This is a genomic window from Pseudomonas sp. 43mfcvi1.1 (assembly GCF_900115935.1).
Lineage (GTDB): Bacteria > Pseudomonadota > Gammaproteobacteria > Pseudomonadales > Pseudomonadaceae > Aquipseudomonas > Aquipseudomonas bijieensis.
In genome coordinates this window covers 98,765-122,585 of sequence record NZ_UETT01000008.1, presented here as the reverse complement: position 1 = coordinate 122,585, position 23,821 = coordinate 98,765, and the positions used below count along the sequence as shown (strand labels likewise).

Sequence of the window (23,821 nt, the reverse complement as noted above, 5' to 3'; positions counted from 1 at the left end):
GGAGGGAATATGTCCCAGTCGATTGGCGTGATCATTCTCGCGGCCGGATCGGGCAGCCGTTTCCGCCAGGTTGCAGGCCCGGACAAGGATAAATTGCTGGCCGATTGTACGGGGCGTGACGGTGCTGTGCGGTCGGTGATCGAGCAGGTGTTGGTGAATCTGCCTGCTTCCTTGGAAAAGCGCGTGCTGGTGACCAGCCCGGAGCGTCCGCAGGCCATTCGCATGGCCCAGGCCTACGGCTGCGATTTCGTGGAACTGGACTCGCCCGGTTTGGGCGATAGCATCGCTGCCGGCGTCCAGGCTTGCCCGGACCTTGATGGCTGGCTGATTTTGCTCGGCGACATGCCGTTCATCCTGCCGTCGAGCATCGAGCAGGTGGTGGCGGCGATCCGTGAGGATGGCATCAGTGTGCCGGTCCTTGCAGGTGAGTATGGGCATCCGGTGGGGTTTGGTCGTGAGTTTGGAGCGAAACTGATGGCGCTCACCGGGGATCGCGGCGCCAAGGTATTGTTTGCTGGGGCGCAAGTGGTTGAAGTGCCGGTGGATGACCCAGGCGTGACGTGGGATGTTGATGTGCCTGAAGCACTGACTTTCAAATAACAGACGACGCGCAACCCTGTGGGAGCGAGCCTGCTCGCGAAAGCGGTCTGACTTCAGTATTGATGCAAGCTGACCCGGCGCCATCGCGAGCAGGCTCGCTCCCACATTGGATCTTCAATGGGCATAAGTCTTGTGCCTGGTCCGAGACCCACTGTGGATAAGTCTGCAGGCATAAAAAAGCCCCGCCTGGCATGACCAGGCGGGGCTTTTACTGGGCGGTGGAATCAGGCGTGAGGTTTAGGCTCGTGCTCTTTTTCCAGGGCTTCAGTATGACGCGGCGCGACTTCCTCAGCGGTGTGCTGAGGTGCGTCGATTTCCGGAGCTGGTTCAACCGGGGTTTCCGCAACCGGGGCAGGGGCTGCCTCGACTGCTTCCACCACTGGTGCTGGCTCGGCAGCAGGCGCTTGAGCGGCGGCAGCGGCAGCTTGTTCGGCTTCCTTCTGCAGGCGCTCGGCTTCACGCTTGCGACGACGCACTTCACGTGGATCGTTCGGCGCGCGGCCATTCGCGGTCAGGGCGCTGGCAGGTGCAGGCGCTTCAACCGGGGCAGGTGCTTCGACGACCACGGGAGCTTCGACCACTGGAGCCGGCTCGACCACTTCTGGTTCGACCGCTTTCACTGGCTCTGGTGTCGGCTCAGGTTCGACAACCGGCGCCGGTGCAGCTGGCTCGGCGGTCCAGTTGAACGCTGTCTGCTCTTCGCGGGCAGGCTCTGGTGCCTTTTCCTCGGCCGGTGCTTCGAAGGCTGGCTCAGCGGCTGCCACTGGTTGCTCGACGACCGGTGCAGGCTCGGCGACCACTTCAGTTTCAGCAACCTGGGCTTCACGGGCCGGAGCGACTTCCACTTCTGGCGAAGCAGTGGTTTCTACCGGGGTAGTGGCTTCGACTACGGGAGCTTCGGCAACCGGCGCGCTTTCCACCGCGGCGGTGGCGCGTTCGGCTTGTTCGTGAGCCTGGGCTTCGGCCGGAGCGCTGATCGCGCTGCTGGCAACGGCCGCGGTCACGGCCAGGCCGGCAGCCAGGTCCGCAGCGCTTGGCGCTTCGGCGTTCTCGGTGGACTCGGACTCTTCCGAGCCTTCGATCACATTGCCGTTGGCGTCGCGCTGACGCTCACGACGGTTGCTGCGACGACGCTGGCCACGGGAGCGGCGGCGTGGACGATCGCCTTCGGCGGTGTCCTGGCCGTCTTCCTGCAACTGCTCTTCGGTATTCAGCACTTCTTCTTCGCTGGCAGCGGCGGCTGCCTGCTCGGCACGTGGTTGACGTTCTTCACGTGGAGGACGCGGTGCACGTTCTTCACGCGGCTGGCGGGCCGGACGCTCTTCAGCGGTGGCTGCTGCAACGGCCGGGGCGGCATCCAGTGGCTCGCGCAGTTCGCGAACACGTTCTTCACGCTCGCCACGAGGCTTGCGATCTTCACGTGGTGCGCGTGGCTGGCGTTCTTCACGCGGCGGACGCGGTGCGCGTTCTTCGCGGGCTACGGCTGGCGCTTCCTCACGGGCTTCGCGTGGCTGGCGTTCTTCACGCGGCTCACGTGGCGCACGTTCTTCACGCGGTGCACGTTCTTCGCGAGGCTTGCGTTCTTCGTCGCGACGACCGTTGCGGTTGCGGGTCTGCTGGCGACCGTTGCGGCGTTCTTCGTTGCGGGCAGGACGCTCGGTAGCGGCAGGCTTGGCGACAACGGCAGGCGCGGCAGGCTCTTCCTTGGTGGCGAACAGGCTGACCAGCGACTTCACCAGGCCCTTGAACAGGCTTGGCTCAGGCGCGGCGGCCGGGGCGGCAACCGGAGCGGCCACTTCGGTCGGAACCGGAGCGTTGGCACGGGCCGGAGCGGTCTTGACCGCTGCTTCCTGGCGAACCAGGGTGCGCGTGGCGGCAGCCGGCTGGACTTCTTCCACTTCGGCAGCAGCCGCAGCGATTTCGTAGCTGGACTGGTTGGTGTGGGCTTCCGGGCTGTCATCGCGCAGGCGCTGCACTTCGAAGTGCGGCGTCTCGAGGTGATCGTTCGGCAGGATGACGATACGGGCACGGGTGCGCAGTTCGATCTTGGTGATCGAGTTACGTTTTTCGTTGAGCAGGAACGCAGCCACCGGGATCGGCACCTGGGCGCGAACTTCGGCGGTGCGGTCTTTCAGGGCTTCTTCTTCGATCAGGCGCAGGATCGCCAGGGACAACGACTCGACGTCACGGATGATGCCGGTGCCGTTGCAACGCGGGCAGACGATGCCGCTGCTTTCGCCCAGGGACGGACGCAGGCGCTGACGGGACATTTCCAGCAGGCCGAAGCGCGAGATGCGACCGACCTGTACGCGGGCGCGGTCGGCCTCCAGGCATTCACGGACCTTTTCTTCCACGGCGCGCTGGTTCTTGGCCGGGGTCATGTCGATGAAGTCGATGACGATCAGGCCGCCGATGTCGCGCAGGCGCAACTGACGGGCGATTTCCTCGGCGGCTTCAAGGTTGGTCTGCAGGGCGGTTTCTTCGATGTCGCTGCCTTTGGTGGCGCGCGCCGAGTTGATGTCGATGGACACCAGGGCTTCGGTCGGATCGATGACGATGGAGCCGCCGGACGGCAGTTCGACGACGCGCTGGAAGGCGGTCTCGATCTGGCTTTCGATCTGGAAACGGTTGAACAGCGGAACGCTGTCTTCGTAGAGCTTGATCTTGCTGGCGTACTGCGGCATCACCTGGCGAATGAAGGTCAGGGCTTCGTCCTGGGCTTCGACGCTGTCGATCAGCACTTCGCCGATGTCCTGGCGCAGGTAATCGCGGATGGCGCGGATGATCACGTTGCTTTCCTGGTAGATCAGGAACGGCGCGGAGCGATCCAGCGAGGCTTCTTTGATGGCGGTCCACAGTTGCAGCAGGTAGTCGAGGTCCCACTGCATTTCTTCGCTGCTGCGGCCAAGGCCGGCGGTGCGAACAATCAGGCCCATGTCAGCCGGGGCGACCAGGCCATTGAGAGCTTCACGCAGTTCGTTGCGCTCTTCGCCTTCGATGCGGCGGGAAATGCCACCGGCACGCGGGTTGTTTGGCATCAGGACCAGGTAACGGCCGGCCAGGCTGATGAAGGTGGTCAGGGCGGCGCCCTTGTTGCCACGTTCTTCTTTTTCGACCTGGACGATGACTTCCTGGCCTTCGCTCAGGACGTCCTTGATGTTGACGCGGCCTTCAGGGGCTTTCTTGAAGTATTCGCGGGAGATTTCTTTGAGGGGCAGGAAGCCGTGGCGCTCGGAGCCGAAATCGACAAAGGCAGCCTCAAGGCTTGGTTCGATGCGAGTAATCCGGCCTTTATAGATGTTGGCCTTCTTCTGCTCGCGTGCACCGGATTCGATATCCAGGTCGTAGAGGCGCTGGCCGTCTACCAGTGCAACACGCAACTCTTCGGGTTGAGTTGCGTTAATCAGCATTCTTTTCATGTAGTACCGTCGGTTTCCGGGCTGCCGGAAACGGCGTTCGGCACACACGACTTCTCACGGTCGGTGTCAGGTGCGTCCTGGAGATGGCAAGGCCAATCCAGTGTCCAGCGAGTTCGACCCAATGATGGCGAAGTCGCGACGGACGCGTCCTGCTTGCTGGTACTCAAGCACTCAGTCAGGAGGAGGAATCAACCGGCGTCTGTGGACGAGATGAAGCGTCTAAATATAAGCCTAGTGCTACACAGACCGACGGTTGTACATCTCCACCCTACACGTATCCCTGATAATTCGGGTGCTGCCGCGCGCAGAATCCGCAGCGGGTTGGCATTTACCGTGAGCTCCGGAAGGGGAGGTCACGCATCATGGCTAATTTAGGCGTTGTTTCCGAAGCTCTCGCTCGGGGTCGTTCGCAGCTGACTGCACTTTGTGAACTGGCCGTGAATGTGGCGCGCAAGGCGAGTCAAAACCCTGCTTTGCGGCGTATTTCAGGCCTCATGTCACCTGCGCTCGTTACACCTGCAAACTCTACCGTTACGTAGCGAAAGCCCCGTAGGACGGCCTCTCGTCCTCGTGAATTGCGTTGGTCAGGGCCGGTTTTTGACCGTTAGTCCGCTGTCCAGCCACTTTTGGCGGCGTTCGCGACTATAGCAGCAATGATTAAGTGCTTCAATTCCATAAAAAATTGTTATGATCGCCGCCATGACAACTACTGCCCCTTCGACCCCTGGCGTTCAACTGCTCGAGGTCTCGCCGGAATATGCCGGCCAACGAATCGATAATTTCCTGCTGGCCCGGCTCAAAGGCGTGCCCAAGACCTTGATCTACCGCATTTTGCGCAAAGGCGAAGTGCGGGTGAACAAAGGTCGGATCAAGCCTGAATACAAGCTCCAGGCTGGTGACGTCGTGCGCGTGCCGCCGGTTCGCGTGCCCGAGCGCGATGAGCCGGTGCCCCTGGCCCAAGGGTTGCTGCAGCGCCTCGAGGCGTCGATTGTCTATGAAGACAAGGCCTTGATCGTGATCAACAAGCCGGCGGGCATTGCGGTTCACGGCGGCAGCGGCCTGAACTTCGGCGTGATCGAAGCCTTTCGTCAGTTGCGTCCGGACGCCAAGGAGCTGGAGCTGGTCCATCGCCTCGACCGCGACACCTCCGGCCTGTTGATGATCGCCAAGAAGCGCAGCATGTTGCGTCACCTGCACGAGCAATTGCGCGGCGACGGCGTCGACAAGCGCTACATGGCGCTGGTGCGTGGCCGCTGGGAAACCGCCATCAAGCAAGTCCGTGCGCCGTTGCTCAAGAGCAATCTGCGTTCCGGCGAGCGCATGGTCGAAGTCAACGAGGAGGGCAAGGAGGCGCTGACGGTGTTCAAGGTGCTGCGTCGCTTCGACGACTTCGCCACCCTGGTCGAGGCCAAGCCGGTGACCGGACGTACCCATCAGATTCGTGTCCATACCTTGCACGCCGGGCATTGCATTGCCGGTGACAGCAAATATGGCGATGACGATTTCACCAAGGAAATCCGCGATCTGGGCGGCAAGCGGCTGTTCCTCCATGCCTACATGCTGACCGTGCCGCTGCCTGATGGTGGCGAACTGAAACTGCAGGCTCCGGTGGATGACATGTGGGCCAAGACCGTGGAGCGGTTGAGTGCATCCTGACTACAAACTGCTGATCTTCGATTGGGACGGCACTCTGGCGAACTCCATTGGTCGGATCGTGGAGGCGATGCATGTCGCATCGGATCGCATGGGGTTTGCCCGGTGCGATGACTTCGCGGTCAAAGGCATCATTGGTCTCGGATTGCCGGAAGCCATCCGCAGCCTGTATCCGGCCATTGACGACGATGAACTGCTGGTTTTTCGTCAGCATTACGCTGATCGCTACATCGCGCTGGAAGCCGAGCCTTCACCATTGTTCGATGGTGTGGTGGAAACGCTCCAGGCCTTGCGTGCCGAGGGTTACCGTCTGGCGGTTGCGACCGGGAAAGCTCGTCGGGGCTTGGATCGGGTATTGAAGTCCCATGGCTGGGAGGAGTATTTCGATATCACCCGGGCTGCGGATGAAACTGCCAGCAAGCCGCATCCGTTGATGCTCGAGCAGATTCTGGCGCATTGCAACATGCGGCCGGAGCAGGCGCTGATGGTGGGGGATTCGTCATTCGACCTGCAGATGGCGCGCAATGCCGGCATGGGGTCGGTGGCGGTCAGCTACGGGGCTCAGGCCATCGAGGCTCTACGGGCATTCGAGCCGCGACTGGCCATTGATCATTTTCCTGAGTTGCACGCCTGGCTGAGCCGGCGGGCCCTTTAAGTCTTGCTAGGGATTCACCCATGACCGATGAATGGAAAGCACCTGTCAAGGCGAGCGCCGAGAATGGTGATGACAAAAGCTGGAAGCTGCTGGAGAAAACCTTGCTCGCTGGCGTGCAGGAACAGCGTCGCGCCCGTCGTTGGGGGATCTTCTTCAAGTCGCTGACCTTTATTTACCTCTTTCTTGCGCTGGCGTTGTTCACGCCGCTGATGGACATGGAAAAAAGCGCTGTCGCCGGCTCGGCGTACACCGCCTTGATCAATATCGAGGGCATGATCGCCGACAAAGAGCCTGCCAGCGCCGACAACATTGTCGGCAGCCTGCGGGCTGCCTTCGAGGATCCTAAGGTCAAGGGCGTGGTGCTGCGCATCAACAGTCCGGGTGGTAGTCCGGTGCAGTCGGGGTACGTCTATGACGAGATCGTTCGGTTGCGTGCATTGCACCCGGATATCAAAGTGTATGCGGTGATTTCCGATCTCGGTGCTTCCGGCGCCTATTACATTGCCAGTGCGGCGGACCAGATCTATGCCGACAAGGCCAGCCTGGTAGGTTCCATTGGTGTGACGGCGGCAGGTTATGGTTTTGTCGGGAGCATGGAGAAACTGGGGGTGGAGCGTCGGGTGTATACCTCCGGCGAGCATAAATCCTTCCTTGATCCGTTCCAGCCGCAAAAGCCCGAAGAAACGGCTTTTTGGCAAGGTGTGCTCGACACGACCCACAAGCAATTCATTGCCAGCGTCAAGAAAGGTCGGGGCGAGCGCTTGAAGGATAAGGAACATCCGGAGCTGTTCTCCGGGCTGGTCTGGTCGGGGGAGCAGGCATTGCCGCTGGGCCTGATCGATGGCTTGGGCAGTGCCAGTTCGGTGGCGCGGGATGTAATCGGCCAGAAGGATCTGGTGGACTTCACCATCGAAGAGTCGCCGTTCGACCGCTTCTCGAAAAAACTGGGGGCGAGCATTGCCGAGCATCTGGCGATGTGGATGGGGTTCCAGGGGCCAGCGTTGCGCTAACTCCTCGTTTCGCGCGATCTTCTGTGGCGAGGAGATTGCTGTGGGAGCAAAGCTTGCTCGCGATGAGCGATAACTCGGCTAGCCTGTATCATCACGGCGCCTGCATCGCGGGCAAGCCTTGCTCCCACAAATGAAGCCCTTCGCCACGCATGTATGTTGGATCAGGGAACCTGCACACCCTCGGCCAGCAACATATCCACAAGACGAATCAGCGGCAGGCCGATCAGGCTGGTGGCGTCCGGCCCTTCGGTGCTCTGGAACAGGCTCACGCCCAGCCCCTCGGCCTTGAAGCTGCCGGCGCAGTCATAGGGTTGCTCGGCCCGCAGGTAGCGTTCGACGCGCTCGGGGTCCAGCAAGCGCATGTTCACGGTAAACGGCACGCAATCGACCTGGCAGCTGCCGGTCTGGCTGTTGAGCAGTGCCAGGCCGGTCAGGAACGTGACCTTGGCGCCGCTGGCGGCCAGCAGTTGTTCGCGAGCGTTTTCGAAGGTGTGAGGCTTGCCCAGGATGCGTTCGCCGAGCACGGCGACCTGGTCTGAGCCGATGATCAGGTGCGCCGGGTGGCTGTCAGCCAATGCCAGGGCTTTTTCCCGGGCCAGGCGTTTGACCAGTTCGAGGGCGCTCTCGCCGGGGCGATGGCTTTCGTCGATGTCGGGTGAGCTGCAGACGAACGGCAGTCCCAGGCGGGCAAGCAATTCCCGGCGATAGACCGAGCTTGAGGCAAGTAATAAAGGCAGCATGGGCAGCTCCTGGAGGCAGGGGCGAATTCTAGCGAGGTGCGCAAGTGACGGACAGGGCTGAATTTCCTTTGACATGGCCGGGGGCATCCCTATAATGCTGCGCCTATGTTGAATGACCCGATTCCACCTCACGTTGACCCGCGCAAATTGGCTGACCGTGGCACCACCCTTCAAGGTGAACTGCTGCTGGCCGATTTGAAGAGACTCTGCGACCCGCTTTCCGACGATGTCGGTACGGTCCAGGCCAAATTCGTTTTTGAACGAGATGAACGTAAATCTGTGGTTATCCACAGCTTTATCGACACTGAAGTCAAAATGGTTTGCCAGCGTTGTCTTGAGCTGGTCACCCTGCCGATCCACAGCGAATGCAGTTACGCCGTGGTGAAGGAGGGTGCGAATACCCAGTCGTTGCCGAAAGGTTATGACGTGCTGGAACTGGGCGAAGATCCATTGGATCTGCAGTCACTGATCGAGGAGGAGCTTCTGCTCGCCTTGCCCATTGTGCCTGCTCATCATCCGGAAGAATGCCAGCAGCCGGCGGGAGCAGATGAGCCCGAACCGAGCGAGGACGAGGTAACGCGGTCCAACCCGTTCAGTGTATTGGCGCAGTTAAAGCGTGACCCAAACGTTTAGGAGTTAATCAATTATGGCTGTTCAGCAGAACAAAAAATCCCGCTCTGCCCGTGACATGCGCCGTTCGCACGACGCTCTCGAGGCTAGCACCCTGTCTGTAGAAAAAACCACTGGTGAAGTTCACCTGCGTCACCACGTATCGCCAGAAGGCGTATACCGTGGCCGTAAAGTGATCGACAAGGGCGCCGACGAGTAATCACTTGTCCGCTCAAGTCATCGCGATTGACGCAATGGGCGGGGACTTCGGTCCCCGCAGCATTGTTCAGGCCAGCCTTGCTTGTCTGAATGCTACACCCTCGTTGCACCTGACCCTCGTCGGTCAATCCTCCCTTCTAGAAGAAATGCTCAGCGGCCAATCGGCTGTGGATCGTGCGCGCCTGACCATTTTTCCGGCGTCCGAAATCATCGCCATGGACGAAAAACCGGCCCAGGCCCTGCGCGGCAAGCCTGACGCCTCGATGCGGGTAGCGCTTGAGCTTCTGCGCGATGGCAAAGCCCAGGCATGTGTCAGTGCCGGCAATACCGGTGCGCTGATGGCGCTGTCGCGCTATGTGCTCAAGACCTTGCCGGGTATCGATCGGCCTGCGATGGTGGCGGCGATCCCGACCCAGCGCGGGATCTGCCAGTTGCTCGACCTGGGGGCCAACGTCGATTGCAGTGCCGAGCATTTGCTGCAATTTGCGGTGATGGGCTCGGTAGCGGCTGAAACCCTGGGCGTCGTGCGTCCTCGTGTGGCATTGCTGAACATCGGCACCGAAGACATCAAGGGCAACCAGCAAGTCAAGCTGGCGGCCACGCTATTGCAGGGTGCGCGGGGTATCAACTACATCGGCTTCGTCGAAGGCGATGGCTTGTACCGTGGCGAGGCCGATGTGGTGGTATGCGATGGCTTCGTTGGCAATATCCTGCTCAAGTCCAGCGAGGGGCTGGCCACCATGATTGGCCAGCGTATCGAGACCTTGTTCAAGCAAAGTCTGGTCTCGCGGGCAGTCGGTGCCCTGGCGTTGCCGTTGATGCGTCGGTTGCAGGCGGACCTGGCGCCGGCGCGGCACAACGGTGCGAGTTTCCTCGGGTTGCAGGGTATCGTGATCAAGAGCCATGGTTCGGCGGGCGTGCAGGGTTTCCAGAGTGCGATCAACCGAGCGGTGATCGAAATCCAGGAGAACCTGCCGGAGCGCCTGCATGGTCGCCTTGAGGATTTGTTAACTTAGGCGTTTTCGTCCGACAATGCTTAAATGTGACCGGTCGGTTTGAGCCGCCATCCAACTCTCAGTTTCCTAGCGCCCCCAGGGGCGTCAATTTTTGACGACAAGATCATTAGGGGCTTTGTTTTCATGTCTGCTTCCCTCGCATTCGTCTTTCCAGGACAGGGCTCGCAGTCCCTCGGCATGCTGGCCGAGCTGGGCGCGCAATATCCGTTGATCCTCGAAACATTCAAAGAAGCTTCCGATGCGCTCGGCTATGACCTCTGGGCGCTGACCCAGCAAGGGCCGGAAGAGCGCCTCAATCAAACTGACAAAACCCAGCCGGCCATCCTGACCGCCTCGATCGCTCTGTGGCGCCTGTGGCTGGCTGAAGGCGGCGCGCGCCCGGCGTTCGTCGCCGGTCACAGCCTGGGCGAATACAGCGCCCTCGTAGCCGCTGGCAGCCTGAGCCTGGGCGACGCGGTGAAACTGGTGGAGCGTCGTGGCCAGTTGATGCAGGAGGCTGTTCCGGCCGGGCAGGGCGGCATGGCCGCGATCCTCGGCCTGGAAGACGCCGATGTGCTGGCCGCCTGTGCTGAAGCGGCGCAAGGCGATGTGGTCAGTGCGGTGAACTTCAACTCCCCGGGCCAGGTGGTCATCGCCGGTGCCAAGGCGGCTGTCGAGCGCGCCATCGAAGGTTGCAAGGCCCGTGGTGCCAAGCGCGCCATGCCGCTGCCGGTCAGCGTTCCGTCGCACTGCGAGCTGATGCGTCCGGCTGCCGAGCGCTTTGCCGAATCCATTGCCGCCATCGACTGGCAGGCCCCGCAGATTCCCGTGGTGCAGAACGTCAGCGCCAACGTGGCGCCGGATCTCGAGACCCTCAAGCGTGATCTGCTGGAGCAACTCTACAAGCCGGTTCGCTGGGTCGAATCGGTACAGACCCTGGCGGCCAAGGGCGCGATCGAACTGGTCGAATGCGGTCCTGGTAAAGTGCTGGCAGGCCTGAACAAACGCTGCGCCGAAGGCGTGTCGACTTCCAATCTCAACACCCCAGACGCCTTCGCTGCCGCCCGTGCAGCGCAGGCCTGAACAGGAGAAGCTTGCATGAGTCTGCAAGGTAAAGTTGCACTGGTGACCGGTGCAAGCCGTGGCATCGGCCAGGCCATTGCCCTGGAACTGGGTCGTCAAGGCGCCATCGTTGTTGGCACCGCGACTTCCGCTTCGGGCGCCGAGCGTATCGCTGCGACCCTGAAGGAAAATGGCATCCAGGGCACCGGTCTTGAGCTGAACGTCACCAGCGACGAATCCGTTGCGGCGGTGCTGGCAAGCATTCAGGAGCAGTTCGGTGCGCCGGCGATCCTGGTCAATAATGCCGGTATCACTCGCGATAACCTGATGATGCGCATGAAAGATGACGAATGGTTCGATGTGATCGACACCAACCTGAACAGTCTGTACCGGCTGTCCAAGGGCGTTTTGCGTGGCATGACCAAGGCCCGTTGGGGACGAATTATCAGTATTGGCTCGGTTGTGGGTGCCATGGGCAACGCAGGCCAAGTAAACTATGCTGCGGCGAAGGCCGGTCTGGAAGGTTTCAGCCGTGCGTTGGCGCGTGAAGTGGGTTCGCGCTCGATTACGGTAAACTCGGTCGCACCGGGTTTCATCGATACCGACATGACCCGCGAACTGCCAGAAGCACAGCGTGAAGCCTTGTTGACGCAGATTCCGCTGGGTCGTCTGGGGCAAGCTCAAGAAATCGCGTCCGTGGTCGCTTTTCTTGCGTCGGACGGTGCGGCATACGTGACCGGGGCTACAATCCCGGTAAACGGCGGGATGTACATGAGTTAAATGTGACGGATTGCTTCAAAAAAATGTCATACGAGCTGTCTAAAATCCGTTATAAAGCTGCAATCAATTTATAGACGGCGGGCCGCGGGGTCTGAGGAGTGAAGCTTTCGGTTGAAAAACCGAAAAGTTCTTCTATACACTTACCCACCGGCCAGCTGCCTGAATTTGTCCATTAGGAGTGAAAACAAGGTATGAGCACCATCGAAGAGCGCGTCAAGAAAATCGTTGCCGAGCAACTGGGCGTTAAAGAAGAAGAAGTTGTGAACACCGCTTCCTTCGTTGAAGACCTGGGTGCCGACTCCCTTGACACCGTTGAGCTGGTGATGGCTCTGGAAGAGGAATTCGAGACCGAGATTCCTGACGAAGAAGCTGAGAAGATCACTACTGTACAAGCTGCTATCGACTACGTTACCAGCCACCAGGCGTAATCGTTTTTAGTCGTCGCTAGCTGTCATGGAAAAACCGCACTGCCGTCACGGCGTGCGGTTTTTTCTTTAGGCCTGATGCAAAGTCGTCATTAGAAAAAGGAGAGTGCTGTGTCGCGTAGACGCGTCGTAGTCACCGGTATGGGTATGTTGTCGCCACTGGGCACGGATGTGCCGAGCAGTTGGCAGGGCATTCTGGCTGGCCGCAGTGGCATTGGTCTGATCGAACACACCGACCTTTCTGCCTATTCCACCCGTTTTGGCGGCTCGGTAAAGGGCTTCAATGTCGAGGAATACCTGTCGGTCAAGGAAGCCCGCAAGCTCGACCTGTTCATTCAATACGGCCTGGCAGCCGGTTTCCAGGCAGTGCGTAACGCTGGCCTGGAGGTCACCGACGCCAACCGTGAACGCATCGGCGTGGCCATGGGTTCGGGTATTGGCGGCTTGACCAATATCGAAGAAACCAGCCGCACGCTGCACGATTCGGGGCCGCGTCGGATTTCTCCGTTCTTCGTGCCGGGTTCGATCATCAACATGATTTCCGGTTTCCTGTCCATCCACCTGGGTGCCCAGGGACCCAACTACGCCATCGCCACGGCGTGCACCACTGGTACCCACTGCATCGGCATGGCCGCGCGCAACATCATGTACGACGAAGCCGACGTGATGATTGCCGGTGGCGCTGAAATGGCCGCTTGCGGCCTCGGCATGGGCGGTTTCGGCGCGTCCCGTGCGCTGTCGACCCGCAACGATGAGCCCGCCCGCGCGAGTCGGCCATGGGACAAGGGGCGCGATGGCTTCGTACTGTCCGACGGTGCCGGTGCGCTGGTGCTCGAGGAACTGGAACACGCCAAGGCGCGTGGCGCGACCATCTATGCCGAACTGATCGGCTTTGGTACCAGTGGCGATGCGTACCACATGACCTCGCCACCGGCCGATGGTGCCGGTGCGGCCCGTTGCATCGCCAATGCCTTGCGTGACGCGAAAATCAACGGCGAGCAGGTGCAGTACATCAACGCCCACGGCACTTCGACCCCGGCCGGCGACTTGGCCGAAGCCCAGGCGATCAAGACCGTGTTTGGCGAGCACGCGTACAAGCTGGCGGTCAGTTCGACCAAGTCCATGACCGGTCACCTGCTGGGTGCGGCAGGGGCGGTGGAAGCGATCTTCAGCGTCCTGGCGATCAACAGCCAGACGGCGCCGCCGACCATCAACCTCGATGAGCCGGACGAAGGCTGCGACCTGGACTTCGTGCCGCACACCGCCCGCAGCATGGATATCGATGTGGTGCTGTCCAACTCCTTCGGCTTTGGCGGGACCAACGGTTCGCTGGTGTTCCGCCGGTTCGCCGGTTGATGGAAAGCTGGGTCGACGGTCAGCCGGCCGACGTCCTGTCGCTGAAAGATCGCGGCCTGGCTTATGGCGATGGGTTGTTCGAGACCATCGCCGTGCACGACGGCGGGCCCGTGTTGCTGGATCGTCACCTGCAACGCCTGGAGACAGGCTGCCGGCGGTTGGCGCTCAATGTCGACATGAACGCGTTGAGCGCTGAGCTGAGTGCCTACGCCCGGGGGCTGGGTAACGGCGTGCTGAAGCTGATCGTGACCCGTGGCGACAGTCTGCGCGGTTATGCCGCTGATCCCTTGGCCATGGCCCGGCGCATCCTGCAGGGGAGTCCGCCGGCCGCTTATCCCACGACCCATGCCGAACAAGGCATTCGCCTGTTTGCTTGTACCGTGCGCTTGTCCGAGCAGCCCTTGCTCGCCGGCCTCAAGCATCTCAATCGCCTTGAACAGGTGCTGGCCCGTGCCGAATGGGCCGACTCGGAACATGCCGAAGGCTTGATGCTGGATACGTCCGGACGGGTGATCGAGGGGGTGTTCAGCAACCTGTTCCTGGTGCGCGATGGCGTATTGTTCACGGCGGACTTGAGCCGTTGCGGCGTGGCCGGTGTAATGCGCGCGGAATTATTGTTTCAAGCCAAGTCCCAAGGCATCGCCACGCAAATCACGGACATCAGCCTCGAACAGTTGCACCAGGCCGATGAAGTCTTCGTCTGCAACAGCGTGTATGGCGTGTGGCCGGTACGTGGATGCGGTTCGGCGCGCTGGTCGGTTGGCCCGCTCACCCGTAAACTGCAGACCCTTGCCCGTGCGCTACTGGATGCTTGATTCGTGAGACGTAAATTCTTGCTGCTGCTGGAGACCGGCCTGGTCCTGGCAGGGCTGTTGTTGGGGGCTTCGGCCTGGAAGATCCATTCGGCGCTGCAACAGCCGCTGAACATCACCCAGGAAGAATTGCTGGACGTGCCCAACGGAACCACCCCGACCGGAACCCTCAAGCGCCTCGAAGCCGACGGCCTGATCAGGGACGCCTTCTGGCTGCGGATCTATTGGCGTTTCAATCTCGCTGACCAGCCGTTGCACTCTGGTGAGTATCGGATGGTGCCAGGCATGACGATGGAAGGCCTGATCGGTGTCTGGAAGCGCGGCGAAGTGGTGCAGTACAGCGTGACGCTGGTGGAAGGCTGGAATTTCCGCCAGGTGCGCGCAGCGTTGGCCAAGGATGAAAAGCTCCAGCAGACCCTCACCGACCTGAGCGATAACCAGGTCATGGAGCGTATCGGCCACTCCGGAATATTTCCCGAAGGCCGGTTCTTCCCGGACACCTATCGCTTCGTGCGTGGCACCTCGGATGTCGATTTGCTGAAAAAAGCCTACGACCGCCTGGAAGACGTGCTCGCCAAGGAATGGGCACAGCGTTCCGCCGATGTGCCTTACACCCAACCGTATCAAGCGCTGATCATGGCGTCCCTGGTGGAGAAGGAAACCGGCGTGCCCCAGGAGCGCGGGCAGATTGCCGGCGTCTTTGTGCGACGCATGCGCCTGGGCATGCTCCTGCAGACCGATCCCACGGTGATCTACGGCCTGGGCGAGCGCTACACTGGCAAACTGACTCGTGCCCATTTGAAAGAAGAAAATCCCTATAACACTTATCTGATTCCAGGCTTGCCGCCGACGCCTATTGCGATGGTGGGACGCGAGGCGATTCATGCGGCATTGAACCCGGCGTCGGGCAATAGCCTTTACTTCGTCGCACGCGGTGATGGCAGCCACGTGTTTTCCGATGACCTGGAGTCGCATAACAACGCGGTGCGCGAATTCCAGCTCAAGCGCCGTGCCGATTACCGCTCCAGCCCGGCCCCGGCAACCCCGGACGAGCAGGCGCCGATCCCGGCGGCATCTCCCGATACGGCGCCTGAGGACGTGCCCCAGGTACCGCCCCAGCAACCTGCCCCTGAACCGAATGCCAGCGAGCCGCCGAGCTCGCAATGAACATTGATAAAGGATCGCCTGTGACTGGCTTGTTTATAACGCTGGAAGGCCCGGAAGGCGCCGGCAAGAGCACCAATCGCGAATACCTGGCCGAACGCCTGCGGGCCGCCGGCCTCGAGGTGGTGTTGACCCGTGAGCCGGGCGGCACACCGTTGGCCGAGCGAATTCGCGAGGTGCTGCTGGCGCCCATTGAAGAAGTTATGAACCCCGACACCGAGCTGTTGCTGGTGTTCGCGGCCAGGGCACAGCATCTGGCCGAGGTGATTCGCCCGGCGCTGGCCCGTGGTGCCGTGGTGCTGTGCGACCGTTTCACCGATTCGACCTATGCCTACCAGGGCGGCGGTCGCGGTTTGTCCATGGAGCGCATCGCCGCGTTGGAAGCCTTCGTCCAAGGTGACCTGCGGCCAGACCTGACCCTGGTGTTCGACTTGCCGGTGGAAATCGGCCTGGCCCGCGCCAGCGCCCGTGGCCGGCTGGATCGTTTCGAGCTTGAGGGCCAGGCTTTCTTCAACGCCGTGCGCAATGCCTTCCTGAGTCGCGCCAAGGCCGATCCGGCGCGTTACCTGTTGATCGATGCGGCGCAACCGCTGGCCCAGGTGCAACAGTCCCTGGACGGCTTGCTGCCGCGTTTGCTGGAGCGTGTCCGTGGCTGAAGCCTATCCGTGGCAAGACGGTCTCTGGCAGCAATTGGCCGGTCGTGCCCAGCATGCCCATGCCTATCTGCTGCACGGACCGGTCGGCATCGGCAAGCGGGCACTGGCCGAGCGTCTGATGGCCAGTCTGCTTTGCCTGCGCCCGGGTGTCTCGAACGACGCTTGTGGCGAGTGCAAGTCATGCCTGCTGCTCAAGGCAGGCAGCCATCCCGACAATTACGTGCTGGAGCCGGAGGAGGCGGACAAGGCGATCAAGGTCGACCAGGTCCGGGATCTGGTCAGCTTCGTGGTCCAGACCTCGCAGATGGGCGGGCGCAAGGTGGTACTGATCGAGCCGGTCGAGTCGATGAACATCAACGCCGCCAACGCCTTGCTCAAAAGTCTTGAAGAACCTTCCGGCGATACCGTGCTGTTGCTGGTCAGCCACCAGCCGAGCCGCTTGCTGCCGACCATCAAGAGTCGTTGCGTGCAGCAGGCCTGCCCGCTGCCGAGCGAGGCGATGAGTTTGCAGTGGCTGGCCCAGGCCTTGCCCGATAGCAGCGACGAAGAGCGTGTCGAGCTGCTGACCCTGGCGGCCGGCTCGCCCTTGGCGGCTGTCAGCCTTCAGGCCCAGGGCGTGCGTGAACAGCGGGCCCTGGTGGTGGATGGGGTCAAGAAACTGCTCAAGCAGCAGCAATCGCCCACGCAACTGGCCGAGGGCTGGAATGCGATCCCGTTGCTCCTGCTGTTTGACTGGTTCTGCGACTGGTCGAGCCTGATCCTGCGTTACCAGCTGACCGAGGATGAGGCCGGCCTGGGGTTGGCGGACATGCGCAAGGTCATCCAGTACCTGGCGCAAAAAAGCAGCCAGGATAAAATCTTGAACATTCAGGACTGGATTCTTGCCCAACGTCAGAAGGTGCTAGGCAAGGCGAACCTCAATCGGGTGCTATTGCTCGAGGCGCTGTTGGTGCAGTGGGCGAGTTTGCCTGGTCGAAACTGACAGGTACTGCCTAAACTCAGCTCAATTGCAGCGGAGATCAGCATGAACGAACCTGTCAGTCCCGGGCCACGCAACGGCATCCTGTCTTTGACCATCAAGGACAAGTCGGTGCTTTACGCCGCCTATATGCCCTTTATCAAGAACGGTGGCCTGTTCATTCCGACCAACAAGAATTATCGCTTGGGCGATGAAGTGTTCATGCTCTTGAGCTTGATGGATGAAGCGGAAAAGATCCCGGTCGCCGGCAAGGTGATCTGGATGACGCCCAAAGGCGCCCAGGGCAACCGGGCCGCTGGCGTTGGCGTGCAGTTCAACGACGGCGACAATTCGGCTCGCAATCAGATCGAAACCCACTTGGCCGGCTCCCTGAAGTCCGACCGTCCCACCCATACGATGTAGCCCAGCCCTTTATGCTTGTAGATTCCCATTGTCACCTTGACCGTCTCGACCTCGCTGCCCACGGCGGCTCCCTGGATGCTGCGCTGGACGCGGCCCGCCAACGGGGTGTCGGTCACTTCCTGTGCATCGGCGTCAGCGCCGACAACGCCGCCGACGTCAAGGCACTGGCCGAACGTTATGCCGATGTCGATTGCTCGGTCGGTGTCCACCCGCTGGATGTCCAGCCAGACGCCGCGCCGGCGCTCGATTGGTTGTTGCGTGAGCTCGACCATCCACGGGTTGTCGCCATTGGTGAAACCGGCCTTGACTATCACTACGAGCCGGAAGCCGCCGACGTGCAGCAGGCGTCGTTCCGGCTGCACCTGGAGGCCGCCCGGCAAACCGGCAAGCCGGTGATCATCCATACCCGTGGCGCCCGGGCCGACACCCTGGCCTTGCTGCGTGATGCCGCGCTGCCCCAGGCCGGGGTGCTGCATTGCTTCACTGAAGACTGGGACATGGCCAAGGCAGCACTGGACATGGGCTATTACATTTCCTTGTCCGGGATTGTCACGTTCCGCAATGCCGATGCATTGCGCGATGTCGCCAGCAAAGTGCCGGCTGATCGATTGTTGGTGGAAACCGATTCGCCTTACCTGGCGCCCATTCCCTATCGAGGCAAGCCGAATCTTCCGCAATACGTACGGGAAGTGGCGGAGTTCCTGGCGATGCTGCGCGGCGAGTCCTACGAGCGGTTTGCCGAGCAGACGACGGAAAATTTTAAGCAATTGTTTCCGCTGGCTCACGTCCGGCCGGTGCAAGCCTGAATTCCATGCAAAAAAAACCCGGGTTCTGGGGGGTGAATCCGGGTTAAGACCATTAGGAGTAAAACAAAGGCACGCGGTCCGTTGGTACCTTTATCAGCGCGTCACTTGGGGGAGATGTCGCGCCGACAGTTGAAGTATTGATCAGTATGCCAACGCGTCCAGTCGGGCCGGGGTGGTTTTTAAACAAATTTGGAATACGCTCGCTTCGGATAAGTTCTCACTGTCGTCAAAGCGCGCAGGCGCGGTACATTGGCGTGGGAAACGGCGGGCCGGGTGTGTACGGTTTTGTGAAGAACAGTGGCCGAGAACGGATGATCCGTGCATTTTTGCGTAAGTTAGGCATAATACCCGGCTTCGAATTTTGACCCTTCAGACCTTTTTCTTATGCACAAAGAACCCCGTAAGGTCCGTGAGTTTCGCCGCCGCGAGCAGGAAATTCTCGACACCGCGCTCAAGTTGTTCCTCGACCAGGGTGAAGACAGTGTCACCGTCGAGATGATTGCGGATGCCGTGGGTATCGGCAAAGGCACGATTTATAAACATTTCAAATCCAAGGCGGAGATCTACCTGCGCCTGATGCTCGATTACGAGCGCGATTTGAACGAGTTGCTGCATTCGGCGGATGTGGACAAGGACAAGGAAGCCCTGTCGCGGGCCTACTTCGAGTTCCGCATGCGTGACCCGCAGCGCTACCGCTTGTTCGACCGCCTGGAAGAAAAGGTGGTCAAGGGCAACCAGGTGCCGGAGATGGTCGAGGAGCTGCACAAGATCCGCGCCTCGAACTTCGAACGCCTGACCCAGCTGATCAAAGGCCGGATCAGCGAAGGCAAGCTCGAAGACGTGCCGCCTTACTTCCATTACTGCGCAGCCTGGGCGTTGGTGCACGGCGCGGTGGCGCTGTATCACTCACCGTTCTGGAGCAATGTGCTGGAAGACCAGGAAGGCTTCTTCCAGTTCCTGATGGACATTGGCGTGCGCATGGGCAACAAGCGCAAGCGCGATACCGACGTCCCGAGTAGCTGATTGGCCGCACAGGCCAAGACATTCAGCTGTCTTATTGCGCCATGTCCGCTTACATGGCGCAGTGCCCCAGTAATATACTCAGGCTTGGGTCTTGCGAAATCTTGATTTAGAGGTCAAGTTTCACAGGTCCGATTCTTCTTTCGCCGGAGTGATCCATGATCGTTGACCGTCAAGGCAGGCGTTTCCGCAATTTGCGGATCAGCCTGACTTCTGCCTGCAATTACGCCTGTACCTACTGCGTGCCTGATGGCAAGCGGTTGGTGGCTGCGCAGGATGAACTGTCAGCCGAAGCCATGGCACGCGGCGTAGCCTATTTGATCGAGGCCGCCGGAATCGAGCGGCTGCGCATCACTGGCGGTGAGCCGCTGGTCAGCCCCAAGCTCGAACGTTTCATGACGGCGGTGGGACAGATGGGGCTGGAAGACATCAGCCTGACCACCAACGGTCAGTTGCTGGCGAAAAAACTGCCTTTGCTGGTAGACGCTGGCATTCGCCGGATCAACGTTTCCCTTGACACCCTGGACCCCGCTGCGTTTCGCAGTATCGCCCGTGGCGGCGACCTGGCGACCGTGCTCGACGGCATGGAACAGGCCCGGGCCACCGGGATGAAGATCAAGGTCAACATGGTGCCGTTGCGCGGGCAGAACCTGGATCAGGTGATGCCGTTGCTCGAATACTGCCTGGAACGTGGCTATGAGTTGCGTTTCATCGAGTTGATGCGCATGGGCCACCTGGCCAGCGACTCCAATGCATTCCTGCAGCAGTTCGTCAGCCTCCAGCAACTGCTCAGCCTGATCGGCGATCAGTACGAATACCTGCAAGCCGACGCACCGGTGGATGCCACGGCGGTGCGTTATGAGATACCGGGGCTGGGGCACTTTGGTGTGATTGCCAATGAAAGCGTACCTTTTTGCCGTACCTGTTCGCGACTGCGGTTGTCGTCCACGGGCTGGCTGCACGGATGCCTGTCGTCGAGTAACCGTCACTTCGTCGGCGACCTCCTGGACAAGCCTCGCCACCAGGCTTTGCCGGCGCTTCAGCGCTTGCTGGTCAAGGCCTTGGGGGACAAGCAGGAAGTGGCGTTCTCCGGCGGCGCGACCATCATGAAAATCATCGGCGGCTGATCCATTGCTATCGCGGGCAAGCCTTGCTCCCACAAGTACGACACTTACCATGTGGGAGCAAGGCTTGCCCGCGATAGCAATTTCCCATTCACTTGGGTACGTCTGACCCTCATCTTGATGAGCTGGCGCAAAAGCTGCATCCCACGACCATTCGCCGGTTTTCCGACACCGGTTTTTGGAGGGTAGGATGCGTAGCCTGGTTTTGCTGCTGGCCGTTTTGGTGCTTGGCGGTTGCATGAATGTCAGCGACATGGGAGAGGGCGTTCGTTATCACATGAGCGATGCCGGCCTGCTGGACCATAGCGACAGCCGTCGTATAAACAACCTGCGTATCCAGCCAGACTCGTTCATCTACATTGCCCAGGGAGCCTTCGCTCCGCCAGGCAGCGCCTATCCGCGTCCCAATGTCGTGGCCGAGGAAGCCTTCAATGGCTTCATCGAATATTTCCCCATGGTCCGTCGCGCCCGTACTCCCGAAGGCCTCGACCAGGCCATGGGTGAAGCCCGTTCCGCCGGTGCCCATTACCTGCTGTACACCCGGTTCGCCAAGGCCGACAACCGCATCGGCAACACTGACGAATGGCAGGATGAGGAAGCCGTGGATCGCCTGGGTGTCGATACCAGCGTGATTCAAATCATGTTGATCGAGACCAGCACCCAGTATTTGATTGATACTGCACGTATCAAGAGTCGTGGCGGTTTACTGACGTTGCACGACAAGCAGCCACAAGACCTCATCGCCACGCCCTTGCGTGAATATGCCCGTAGCCTGCTGGGGATGAGCGACGAGTAACTAAGGAGTCACCATGAGCGGACCGCAAAAAGCCAATGACTTGCTGGGGCAGATCCCCAAGACCAAAGGCCTGCCGCCAGTCCACTTGTGGAACCCCGACTTCTGCGGCGACATCGACATGCGTATCGCCCGGGACGGTACCTGGTACTACCTGGGCACGCCCATTGGGCGAAAGCCGATGGTCAAGCTGTTCTCCACCATCATCCGCCGCGACGGCGATGATTACTTCCTGATTACCCCTGTGGAAAAAGTCGGCATCAAGGTCGATGACGCGCCGTTCGTGGCCGTGACCCTCGAGGTCGAAGGGCACGGGGAAGGGCAGTTGTTGCGCTTTACCACCAATGTCGAGGAAACCACCGAGGCCGGCGACGAACATCCGATACGGGTGGTGATCGACCCCCAGACCCAGGAGCCAGCGCCCTACGTGCATGTGCGCAGCAATCTGGAAGCGCTGATCCATCGCAATGTGTTCTACCAACTGGTGGAACTGGCGGTCAGCCGCGAGATCGACGGACAGCGCTGGTTGGGCGTGTGGAGCGGCGGAGAGTTTTTCCCCATAGGCCTGGAACCCTGATCCTCTGTGGGAGCGAGCCTGCTCGCGATGATGGCAGCACAGTCAACCCGGCCTTAACTGACCCACCCCTATCGCGAGCAGGCTCGCTCCCACAGGAGTGAAGCCGTAAAATTCAAATTGACACCCAATCATATGATGATTAGCGTGGGCCTCCAATAAGAGTGGCCCGCGGGGTTTTCATGTCCAGCAGTTTTCATGCGTCGACCGTCGATTGGCTGGGCAGTTGGATAGCCGCCGGCCAGGTCAAGCCTGGGCAAACCATCAAGGTCGAGGCGGACTTGGGCGAGCAACTGGGCGTCAGTCGCACGGTGATTCGCGAGGCGATCAAGACCTTGGTCGCCAAGGGCATGCTGGAAGTCGGGCCGAAAGTCGGCACGCGGGTGTTGCCGGTGCGACGCTGGAACCTGTTCGATCCCCAAGTGGTGGGCTGGTTGTCACGCAGCGGCCTGCCGGAAAACTTTGTCGATGACTTGCTGGACCTGCGCCGTACCATCGAGCCGATGGCAGTGCGCTGGGCGTGCGAGCGGGCCACCGCCGATCAGGTGCAGGCGATCCGCCTGGCTTACCATGCGCTGGAGCGGGCGGTGGACAGCGGCGCCGATTACAACCGCGCCGACCAGTTTTTCCACGAGTGCATCCTCGCCGCCAGCCATAATCAATTCATCGAACAAATGGTCCCGGCCCTGGGGGCACTGCTTGCGGTGTCGTTCGAGGTGTCGGCGGCCGACCCGGATGAGCTGCGCCGCACCTTGCCCATCCACAAGGACATCGCCGATGCCATCGCCGCCCGTGACGCGGCGCGGGGTGTCTGGGCCTGCATGACCCTGATCGATAACGCCGACCTGGCGATCAAACGCTTTTACCCCAATGTCATGGCTGGTCGAACAGACGCCGCCGGGCAAGTCGGGAACAGGAGGTTTCAATGAAGTGGACGGCTGTGACGGAACACCGGGCGAAATTGGGCGAGGGGCCCTTCTGGGACGAGCCGACCCAGGCATTGTACTGGGTTGATATCGCCGGCAAGCAGGCACTGCGGTTGATCGGCGCCAATGTTGGTATCTGGCAGATGCCTGAGCATGTGTCCGCCTTCATACCGACCCAAAATGGCGACGCCTTGGTGACCCTGAGCAGCGGTGTCTACCGCCTTGATCTTGATTCGCCGGGCCTGGAGCCGCGCCTGACGCTGTTGTGCATGGCCGATCCCCAGCCAGGCAATCGTGCCAACGAGGCCCGTTGCGACGCCCTGGGCCAGCTCTGGCTCGGCACGATGCAGAACAACATCGGTGCCGAAGGCGAGGACTTGCCGATCGAGCACCGGTCCGGCGGCCTTTTTCGCGTCGGGAGTGATGGCCGTGTCCTGCCCCTGTTGCGCGGGCTGGGTATTCCGAACACCTTGGTCTGGAGCCCCGATGGCACCACGGTGTATTTCGGCGACAGCCTGGATGGCACGTTGTATCGGCACTTTATCTACCCGGAAGGCAACCTGGCGCCTGCCGAGGTCTGGTTCGGTCCACACCCGCGTGGCGGTCCGGATGGCTCGGCAATGGATGCCCGGGGATACATCTGGAACGCCCGCTGGGACGGCAGTTGCCTGTTGCGCCTGAACCCGGATGGCCAGGTCGATCGGGTGATCGAACTGCCCGTCAGCCGCCCGACCAGTTGTGTGTTCGGCGGTGAAGACCTCAAGACGTTGTACATCACCAGCGCCGCGAGCCCGTTGGGTCATCCGCTGGACGGTGCGCTGCTGTCGATGCGTGTCGATGTGCCCGGCGTGGCGTGTACACGGTTTGCAGGCTAAATCCCAAAATATGGGATGTAAATATATATATTGAGATTGTTTGGCGGCCGGGTTTATAGTCGGCTCCATCGGCAATACGCACTCACACTAAAAAAACAAAACAGGTGAAGTGATGCAACGATCTTTCCCCGTACGCCCCGGTGGCGTACGCCGGCCACTGTTCTTAC

The 23,821-nt window shown here is 60.7% G+C and carries 25 protein-coding genes; 23 read left to right on the top strand and 2 right to left on the bottom strand.

Features of this window, described 5'->3' with window-relative positions:
* The first annotated feature begins 9 nt into the window (after window positions 1-9).
* Window positions 10-600 (top strand): NTP transferase domain-containing protein, encoded by a 591-nt coding sequence (locus DTP52_RS16925; RefSeq protein WP_109754392.1) that lies wholly within the window; start codon window positions 10-12, stop codon window positions 598-600.
* Window positions 601-824: 224 nt separating this feature from the next.
* Here the strand turns inward: DTP52_RS16925 and rne are convergent, their stop codons facing one another.
* A complete protein-coding gene (gene rne / locus DTP52_RS16920; RefSeq protein WP_371925597.1) occupies window positions 825-4,019 on the bottom strand; it encodes a ribonuclease E in 3,195 nt (1,064 codons plus the stop codon).
* Window positions 4,020-4,718: 699 nt separating this feature from the next.
* Here rne and rluC point away from each other — a divergent pair.
* Genes rluC through DTP52_RS16905 form a run of 3 tightly spaced genes read left to right on the top strand, consistent with a single transcriptional unit; the run spans window position 4,719 to window position 7,337 of the window.
* Window positions 4,719-5,675 (top strand): 23S rRNA pseudouridine(955/2504/2580) synthase RluC, encoded by a 957-nt coding sequence (gene rluC / locus DTP52_RS16915; RefSeq protein WP_109754528.1) that lies wholly within the window; start codon window positions 4,719-4,721, stop codon window positions 5,673-5,675.
* Window positions 5,665-6,327 (top strand): HAD-IIIA family hydrolase, encoded by a 663-nt coding sequence (locus DTP52_RS16910; RefSeq protein WP_109754390.1) that lies wholly within the window; start codon window positions 5,665-5,667, stop codon window positions 6,325-6,327. The genes rluC and DTP52_RS16910 overlap by 11 nt, the downstream gene beginning before the upstream one ends.
* Before the next feature lie 20 nt (window positions 6,328-6,347).
* Window positions 6,348-7,337 carry a S49 family peptidase gene (locus DTP52_RS16905; RefSeq protein ID WP_109754389.1) on the top strand — a complete coding sequence of 330 codons (990 nt, stop codon included), beginning with the start codon at window positions 6,348-6,350 and terminating at the stop codon, window positions 7,335-7,337.
* Window positions 7,338-7,498: 161 nt separating this feature from the next.
* Here DTP52_RS16905 and DTP52_RS16900 read toward each other — a convergent pair whose 3' ends face one another.
* Complete coding sequence (locus tag DTP52_RS16900; RefSeq protein WP_109754388.1) at window positions 7,499-8,077, bottom strand: nucleoside triphosphate pyrophosphatase; 579 nt, start codon at window positions 8,075-8,077, stop codon at window positions 7,499-7,501.
* Window positions 8,078-8,182: 105 nt separating this feature from the next.
* Between DTP52_RS16900 and DTP52_RS16895 the strand changes: the two genes are divergently transcribed.
* The 19 genes from DTP52_RS16895 to DTP52_RS16805 all read left to right on the top strand — a co-directional run bounded on the left by DTP52_RS16895 (window position 8,183) and on the right by DTP52_RS16805 (window position 23,654).
* Entirely contained in the window at window positions 8,183-8,710 is a 528-nt protein-coding gene (locus tag DTP52_RS16895) for a YceD family protein (protein WP_003204262.1), read from the top strand.
* A 13-nt stretch (window positions 8,711-8,723) separates the two neighbouring features.
* Window positions 8,724-8,906 (top strand): 50S ribosomal protein L32, encoded by a 183-nt coding sequence (gene rpmF, locus DTP52_RS16890; RefSeq protein WP_003179396.1) that lies wholly within the window; start codon window positions 8,724-8,726, stop codon window positions 8,904-8,906.
* 4 nt (window positions 8,907-8,910) lie between these two features.
* Entirely contained in the window at window positions 8,911-9,921 is a 1,011-nt protein-coding gene (gene plsX / locus DTP52_RS16885; RefSeq protein WP_109754387.1) for a phosphate acyltransferase PlsX, read from the top strand.
* A 123-nt stretch (window positions 9,922-10,044) separates the two neighbouring features.
* Window positions 10,045-10,983 carry an ACP S-malonyltransferase gene (fabD, locus tag DTP52_RS16880; RefSeq protein ID WP_109754386.1) on the top strand — a complete coding sequence of 313 codons (939 nt, stop codon included), beginning with the start codon at window positions 10,045-10,047 and terminating at the stop codon, window positions 10,981-10,983.
* Between the two features lie 15 nt (window positions 10,984-10,998).
* Window positions 10,999-11,742, top strand: coding sequence for a 3-oxoacyl-ACP reductase FabG (gene fabG, locus DTP52_RS16875; RefSeq protein ID WP_109754385.1), 744 nt, complete (start codon window positions 10,999-11,001; stop codon window positions 11,740-11,742).
* Between the two features lie 191 nt (window positions 11,743-11,933).
* Entirely contained in the window at window positions 11,934-12,170 is a 237-nt protein-coding gene (acpP, locus tag DTP52_RS16870) for an acyl carrier protein (RefSeq protein WP_003175607.1), read from the top strand.
* A 108-nt stretch (window positions 12,171-12,278) separates the two neighbouring features.
* Window positions 12,279-13,523 (top strand): beta-ketoacyl-ACP synthase II, encoded by a 1,245-nt coding sequence (gene fabF / locus DTP52_RS16865; RefSeq protein WP_109754384.1) that lies wholly within the window; start codon window positions 12,279-12,281, stop codon window positions 13,521-13,523.
* The gene (gene pabC / locus DTP52_RS16860) at window positions 13,523-14,338 is read left to right on the top strand and encodes an aminodeoxychorismate lyase (protein ID WP_109754383.1); all 816 of its coding nucleotides are present in this window, start codon (window positions 13,523-13,525) and stop codon (window positions 14,336-14,338) included. Before fabF ends, pabC begins: the two co-directional genes overlap by 1 nt.
* A gap of 3 nt (window positions 14,339-14,341) precedes the next feature.
* On the top strand, window positions 14,342-15,502 hold the full coding sequence (mltG, locus tag DTP52_RS16855; protein WP_109754382.1) for an endolytic transglycosylase MltG: 1,161 nt from the start codon (window positions 14,342-14,344) through the stop codon (window positions 15,500-15,502).
* 20 nt (window positions 15,503-15,522) lie between these two features.
* Window positions 15,523-16,155: a dTMP kinase gene (gene tmk / locus DTP52_RS16850; RefSeq protein WP_109754381.1), complete on the top strand. Its 633-nt coding sequence runs from the start codon at window positions 15,523-15,525 to the stop codon at window positions 16,153-16,155.
* Window positions 16,148-17,137, top strand: coding sequence for a DNA polymerase III subunit delta' (locus tag DTP52_RS16845; protein WP_109754380.1), 990 nt, complete (start codon window positions 16,148-16,150; stop codon window positions 17,135-17,137). Before tmk ends, DTP52_RS16845 begins: the two co-directional genes overlap by 8 nt.
* Window positions 17,138-17,179: 42 nt before the next feature.
* Window positions 17,180-17,536: a PilZ domain-containing protein gene (locus tag DTP52_RS16840; RefSeq protein WP_109754379.1), complete on the top strand. Its 357-nt coding sequence runs from the start codon at window positions 17,180-17,182 to the stop codon at window positions 17,534-17,536.
* Window positions 17,537-17,547: 11 nt separating this feature from the next.
* Entirely contained in the window at window positions 17,548-18,342 is a 795-nt protein-coding gene (locus DTP52_RS16835) for a TatD family hydrolase (protein WP_109754378.1), read from the top strand.
* Window positions 18,343-18,726: 384 nt separating this feature from the next.
* Window positions 18,727-19,365 (top strand): TetR/AcrR family transcriptional regulator, encoded by a 639-nt coding sequence (locus DTP52_RS16830; RefSeq protein WP_109754377.1) that lies wholly within the window; start codon window positions 18,727-18,729, stop codon window positions 19,363-19,365.
* Between the two features lie 155 nt (window positions 19,366-19,520).
* Window positions 19,521-20,489 (top strand): GTP 3',8-cyclase MoaA, encoded by a 969-nt coding sequence (locus tag DTP52_RS16825; protein WP_014339493.1) that lies wholly within the window; start codon window positions 19,521-19,523, stop codon window positions 20,487-20,489.
* Between the two features lie 187 nt (window positions 20,490-20,676).
* Window positions 20,677-21,282 (top strand): DUF4823 domain-containing protein, encoded by a 606-nt coding sequence (locus tag DTP52_RS16820; RefSeq protein WP_109754376.1) that lies wholly within the window; start codon window positions 20,677-20,679, stop codon window positions 21,280-21,282.
* 13 nt (window positions 21,283-21,295) lie between these two features.
* Complete coding sequence (locus DTP52_RS16815; RefSeq protein WP_109754375.1) at window positions 21,296-21,856, top strand: DUF1285 domain-containing protein; 561 nt, start codon at window positions 21,296-21,298, stop codon at window positions 21,854-21,856.
* A 179-nt stretch (window positions 21,857-22,035) separates the two neighbouring features.
* Window positions 22,036-22,782: a FadR/GntR family transcriptional regulator gene (locus DTP52_RS16810; protein WP_109754374.1), complete on the top strand. Its 747-nt coding sequence runs from the start codon at window positions 22,036-22,038 to the stop codon at window positions 22,780-22,782.
* On the top strand, window positions 22,779-23,654 hold the full coding sequence (locus DTP52_RS16805; protein ID WP_109754373.1) for an SMP-30/gluconolactonase/LRE family protein: 876 nt from the start codon (window positions 22,779-22,781) through the stop codon (window positions 23,652-23,654). The genes DTP52_RS16810 and DTP52_RS16805 overlap by 4 nt, the downstream gene beginning before the upstream one ends.
* Window positions 23,655-23,821 lie beyond the last annotated feature (167 nt).

Bases quoted from the DNA above. Each gene is read 5' to 3' on its own strand.
- DTP52_RS16925 (WP_109754392.1), top strand. From the start codon at position 10: ATGTCCCAGTCGATTGGCGTGATCATTCTCGCGGCCGGATCGGGCAGC.
- rne (WP_371925597.1), bottom strand. From the start codon at position 4,019: ATGAAAAGAATGCTGATTAACGCAACTCAACCCGAAGAGTTGCGTGTT.
- rluC (WP_109754528.1), top strand. From the start codon at position 4,719: ATGACAACTACTGCCCCTTCGACCCCTGGCGTTCAACTGCTCGAGGTC.
- DTP52_RS16905 (WP_109754389.1), top strand. From the start codon at position 6,348: ATGACCGATGAATGGAAAGCACCTGTCAAGGCGAGCGCCGAGAATGGT.
- DTP52_RS16900 (WP_109754388.1), bottom strand. From the start codon at position 8,077: ATGCTGCCTTTATTACTTGCCTCAAGCTCGGTCTATCGCCGGGAATTG.
- DTP52_RS16895 (WP_003204262.1), top strand. From the start codon at position 8,183: ATGTTGAATGACCCGATTCCACCTCACGTTGACCCGCGCAAATTGGCT.
- rpmF (WP_003179396.1), top strand. From the start codon at position 8,724: ATGGCTGTTCAGCAGAACAAAAAATCCCGCTCTGCCCGTGACATGCGC.
- fabD (WP_109754386.1), top strand. From the start codon at position 10,045: ATGTCTGCTTCCCTCGCATTCGTCTTTCCAGGACAGGGCTCGCAGTCC.
- fabG (WP_109754385.1), top strand. From the start codon at position 10,999: ATGAGTCTGCAAGGTAAAGTTGCACTGGTGACCGGTGCAAGCCGTGGC.
- acpP (WP_003175607.1), top strand. From the start codon at position 11,934: ATGAGCACCATCGAAGAGCGCGTCAAGAAAATCGTTGCCGAGCAACTG.
- pabC (WP_109754383.1), top strand. From the start codon at position 13,523: ATGGAAAGCTGGGTCGACGGTCAGCCGGCCGACGTCCTGTCGCTGAAA.
- DTP52_RS16840 (WP_109754379.1), top strand. From the start codon at position 17,180: ATGAACGAACCTGTCAGTCCCGGGCCACGCAACGGCATCCTGTCTTTG.
- DTP52_RS16835 (WP_109754378.1), top strand. From the start codon at position 17,548: ATGCTTGTAGATTCCCATTGTCACCTTGACCGTCTCGACCTCGCTGCC.
- DTP52_RS16830 (WP_109754377.1), top strand. From the start codon at position 18,727: ATGCACAAAGAACCCCGTAAGGTCCGTGAGTTTCGCCGCCGCGAGCAG.
- DTP52_RS16825 (WP_014339493.1), top strand. From the start codon at position 19,521: ATGATCGTTGACCGTCAAGGCAGGCGTTTCCGCAATTTGCGGATCAGC.
- DTP52_RS16820 (WP_109754376.1), top strand. From the start codon at position 20,677: ATGCGTAGCCTGGTTTTGCTGCTGGCCGTTTTGGTGCTTGGCGGTTGC.
- DTP52_RS16815 (WP_109754375.1), top strand. From the start codon at position 21,296: ATGAGCGGACCGCAAAAAGCCAATGACTTGCTGGGGCAGATCCCCAAG.
- DTP52_RS16810 (WP_109754374.1), top strand. From the start codon at position 22,036: ATGTCCAGCAGTTTTCATGCGTCGACCGTCGATTGGCTGGGCAGTTGG.
- DTP52_RS16805 (WP_109754373.1), top strand. From the start codon at position 22,779: ATGAAGTGGACGGCTGTGACGGAACACCGGGCGAAATTGGGCGAGGGG.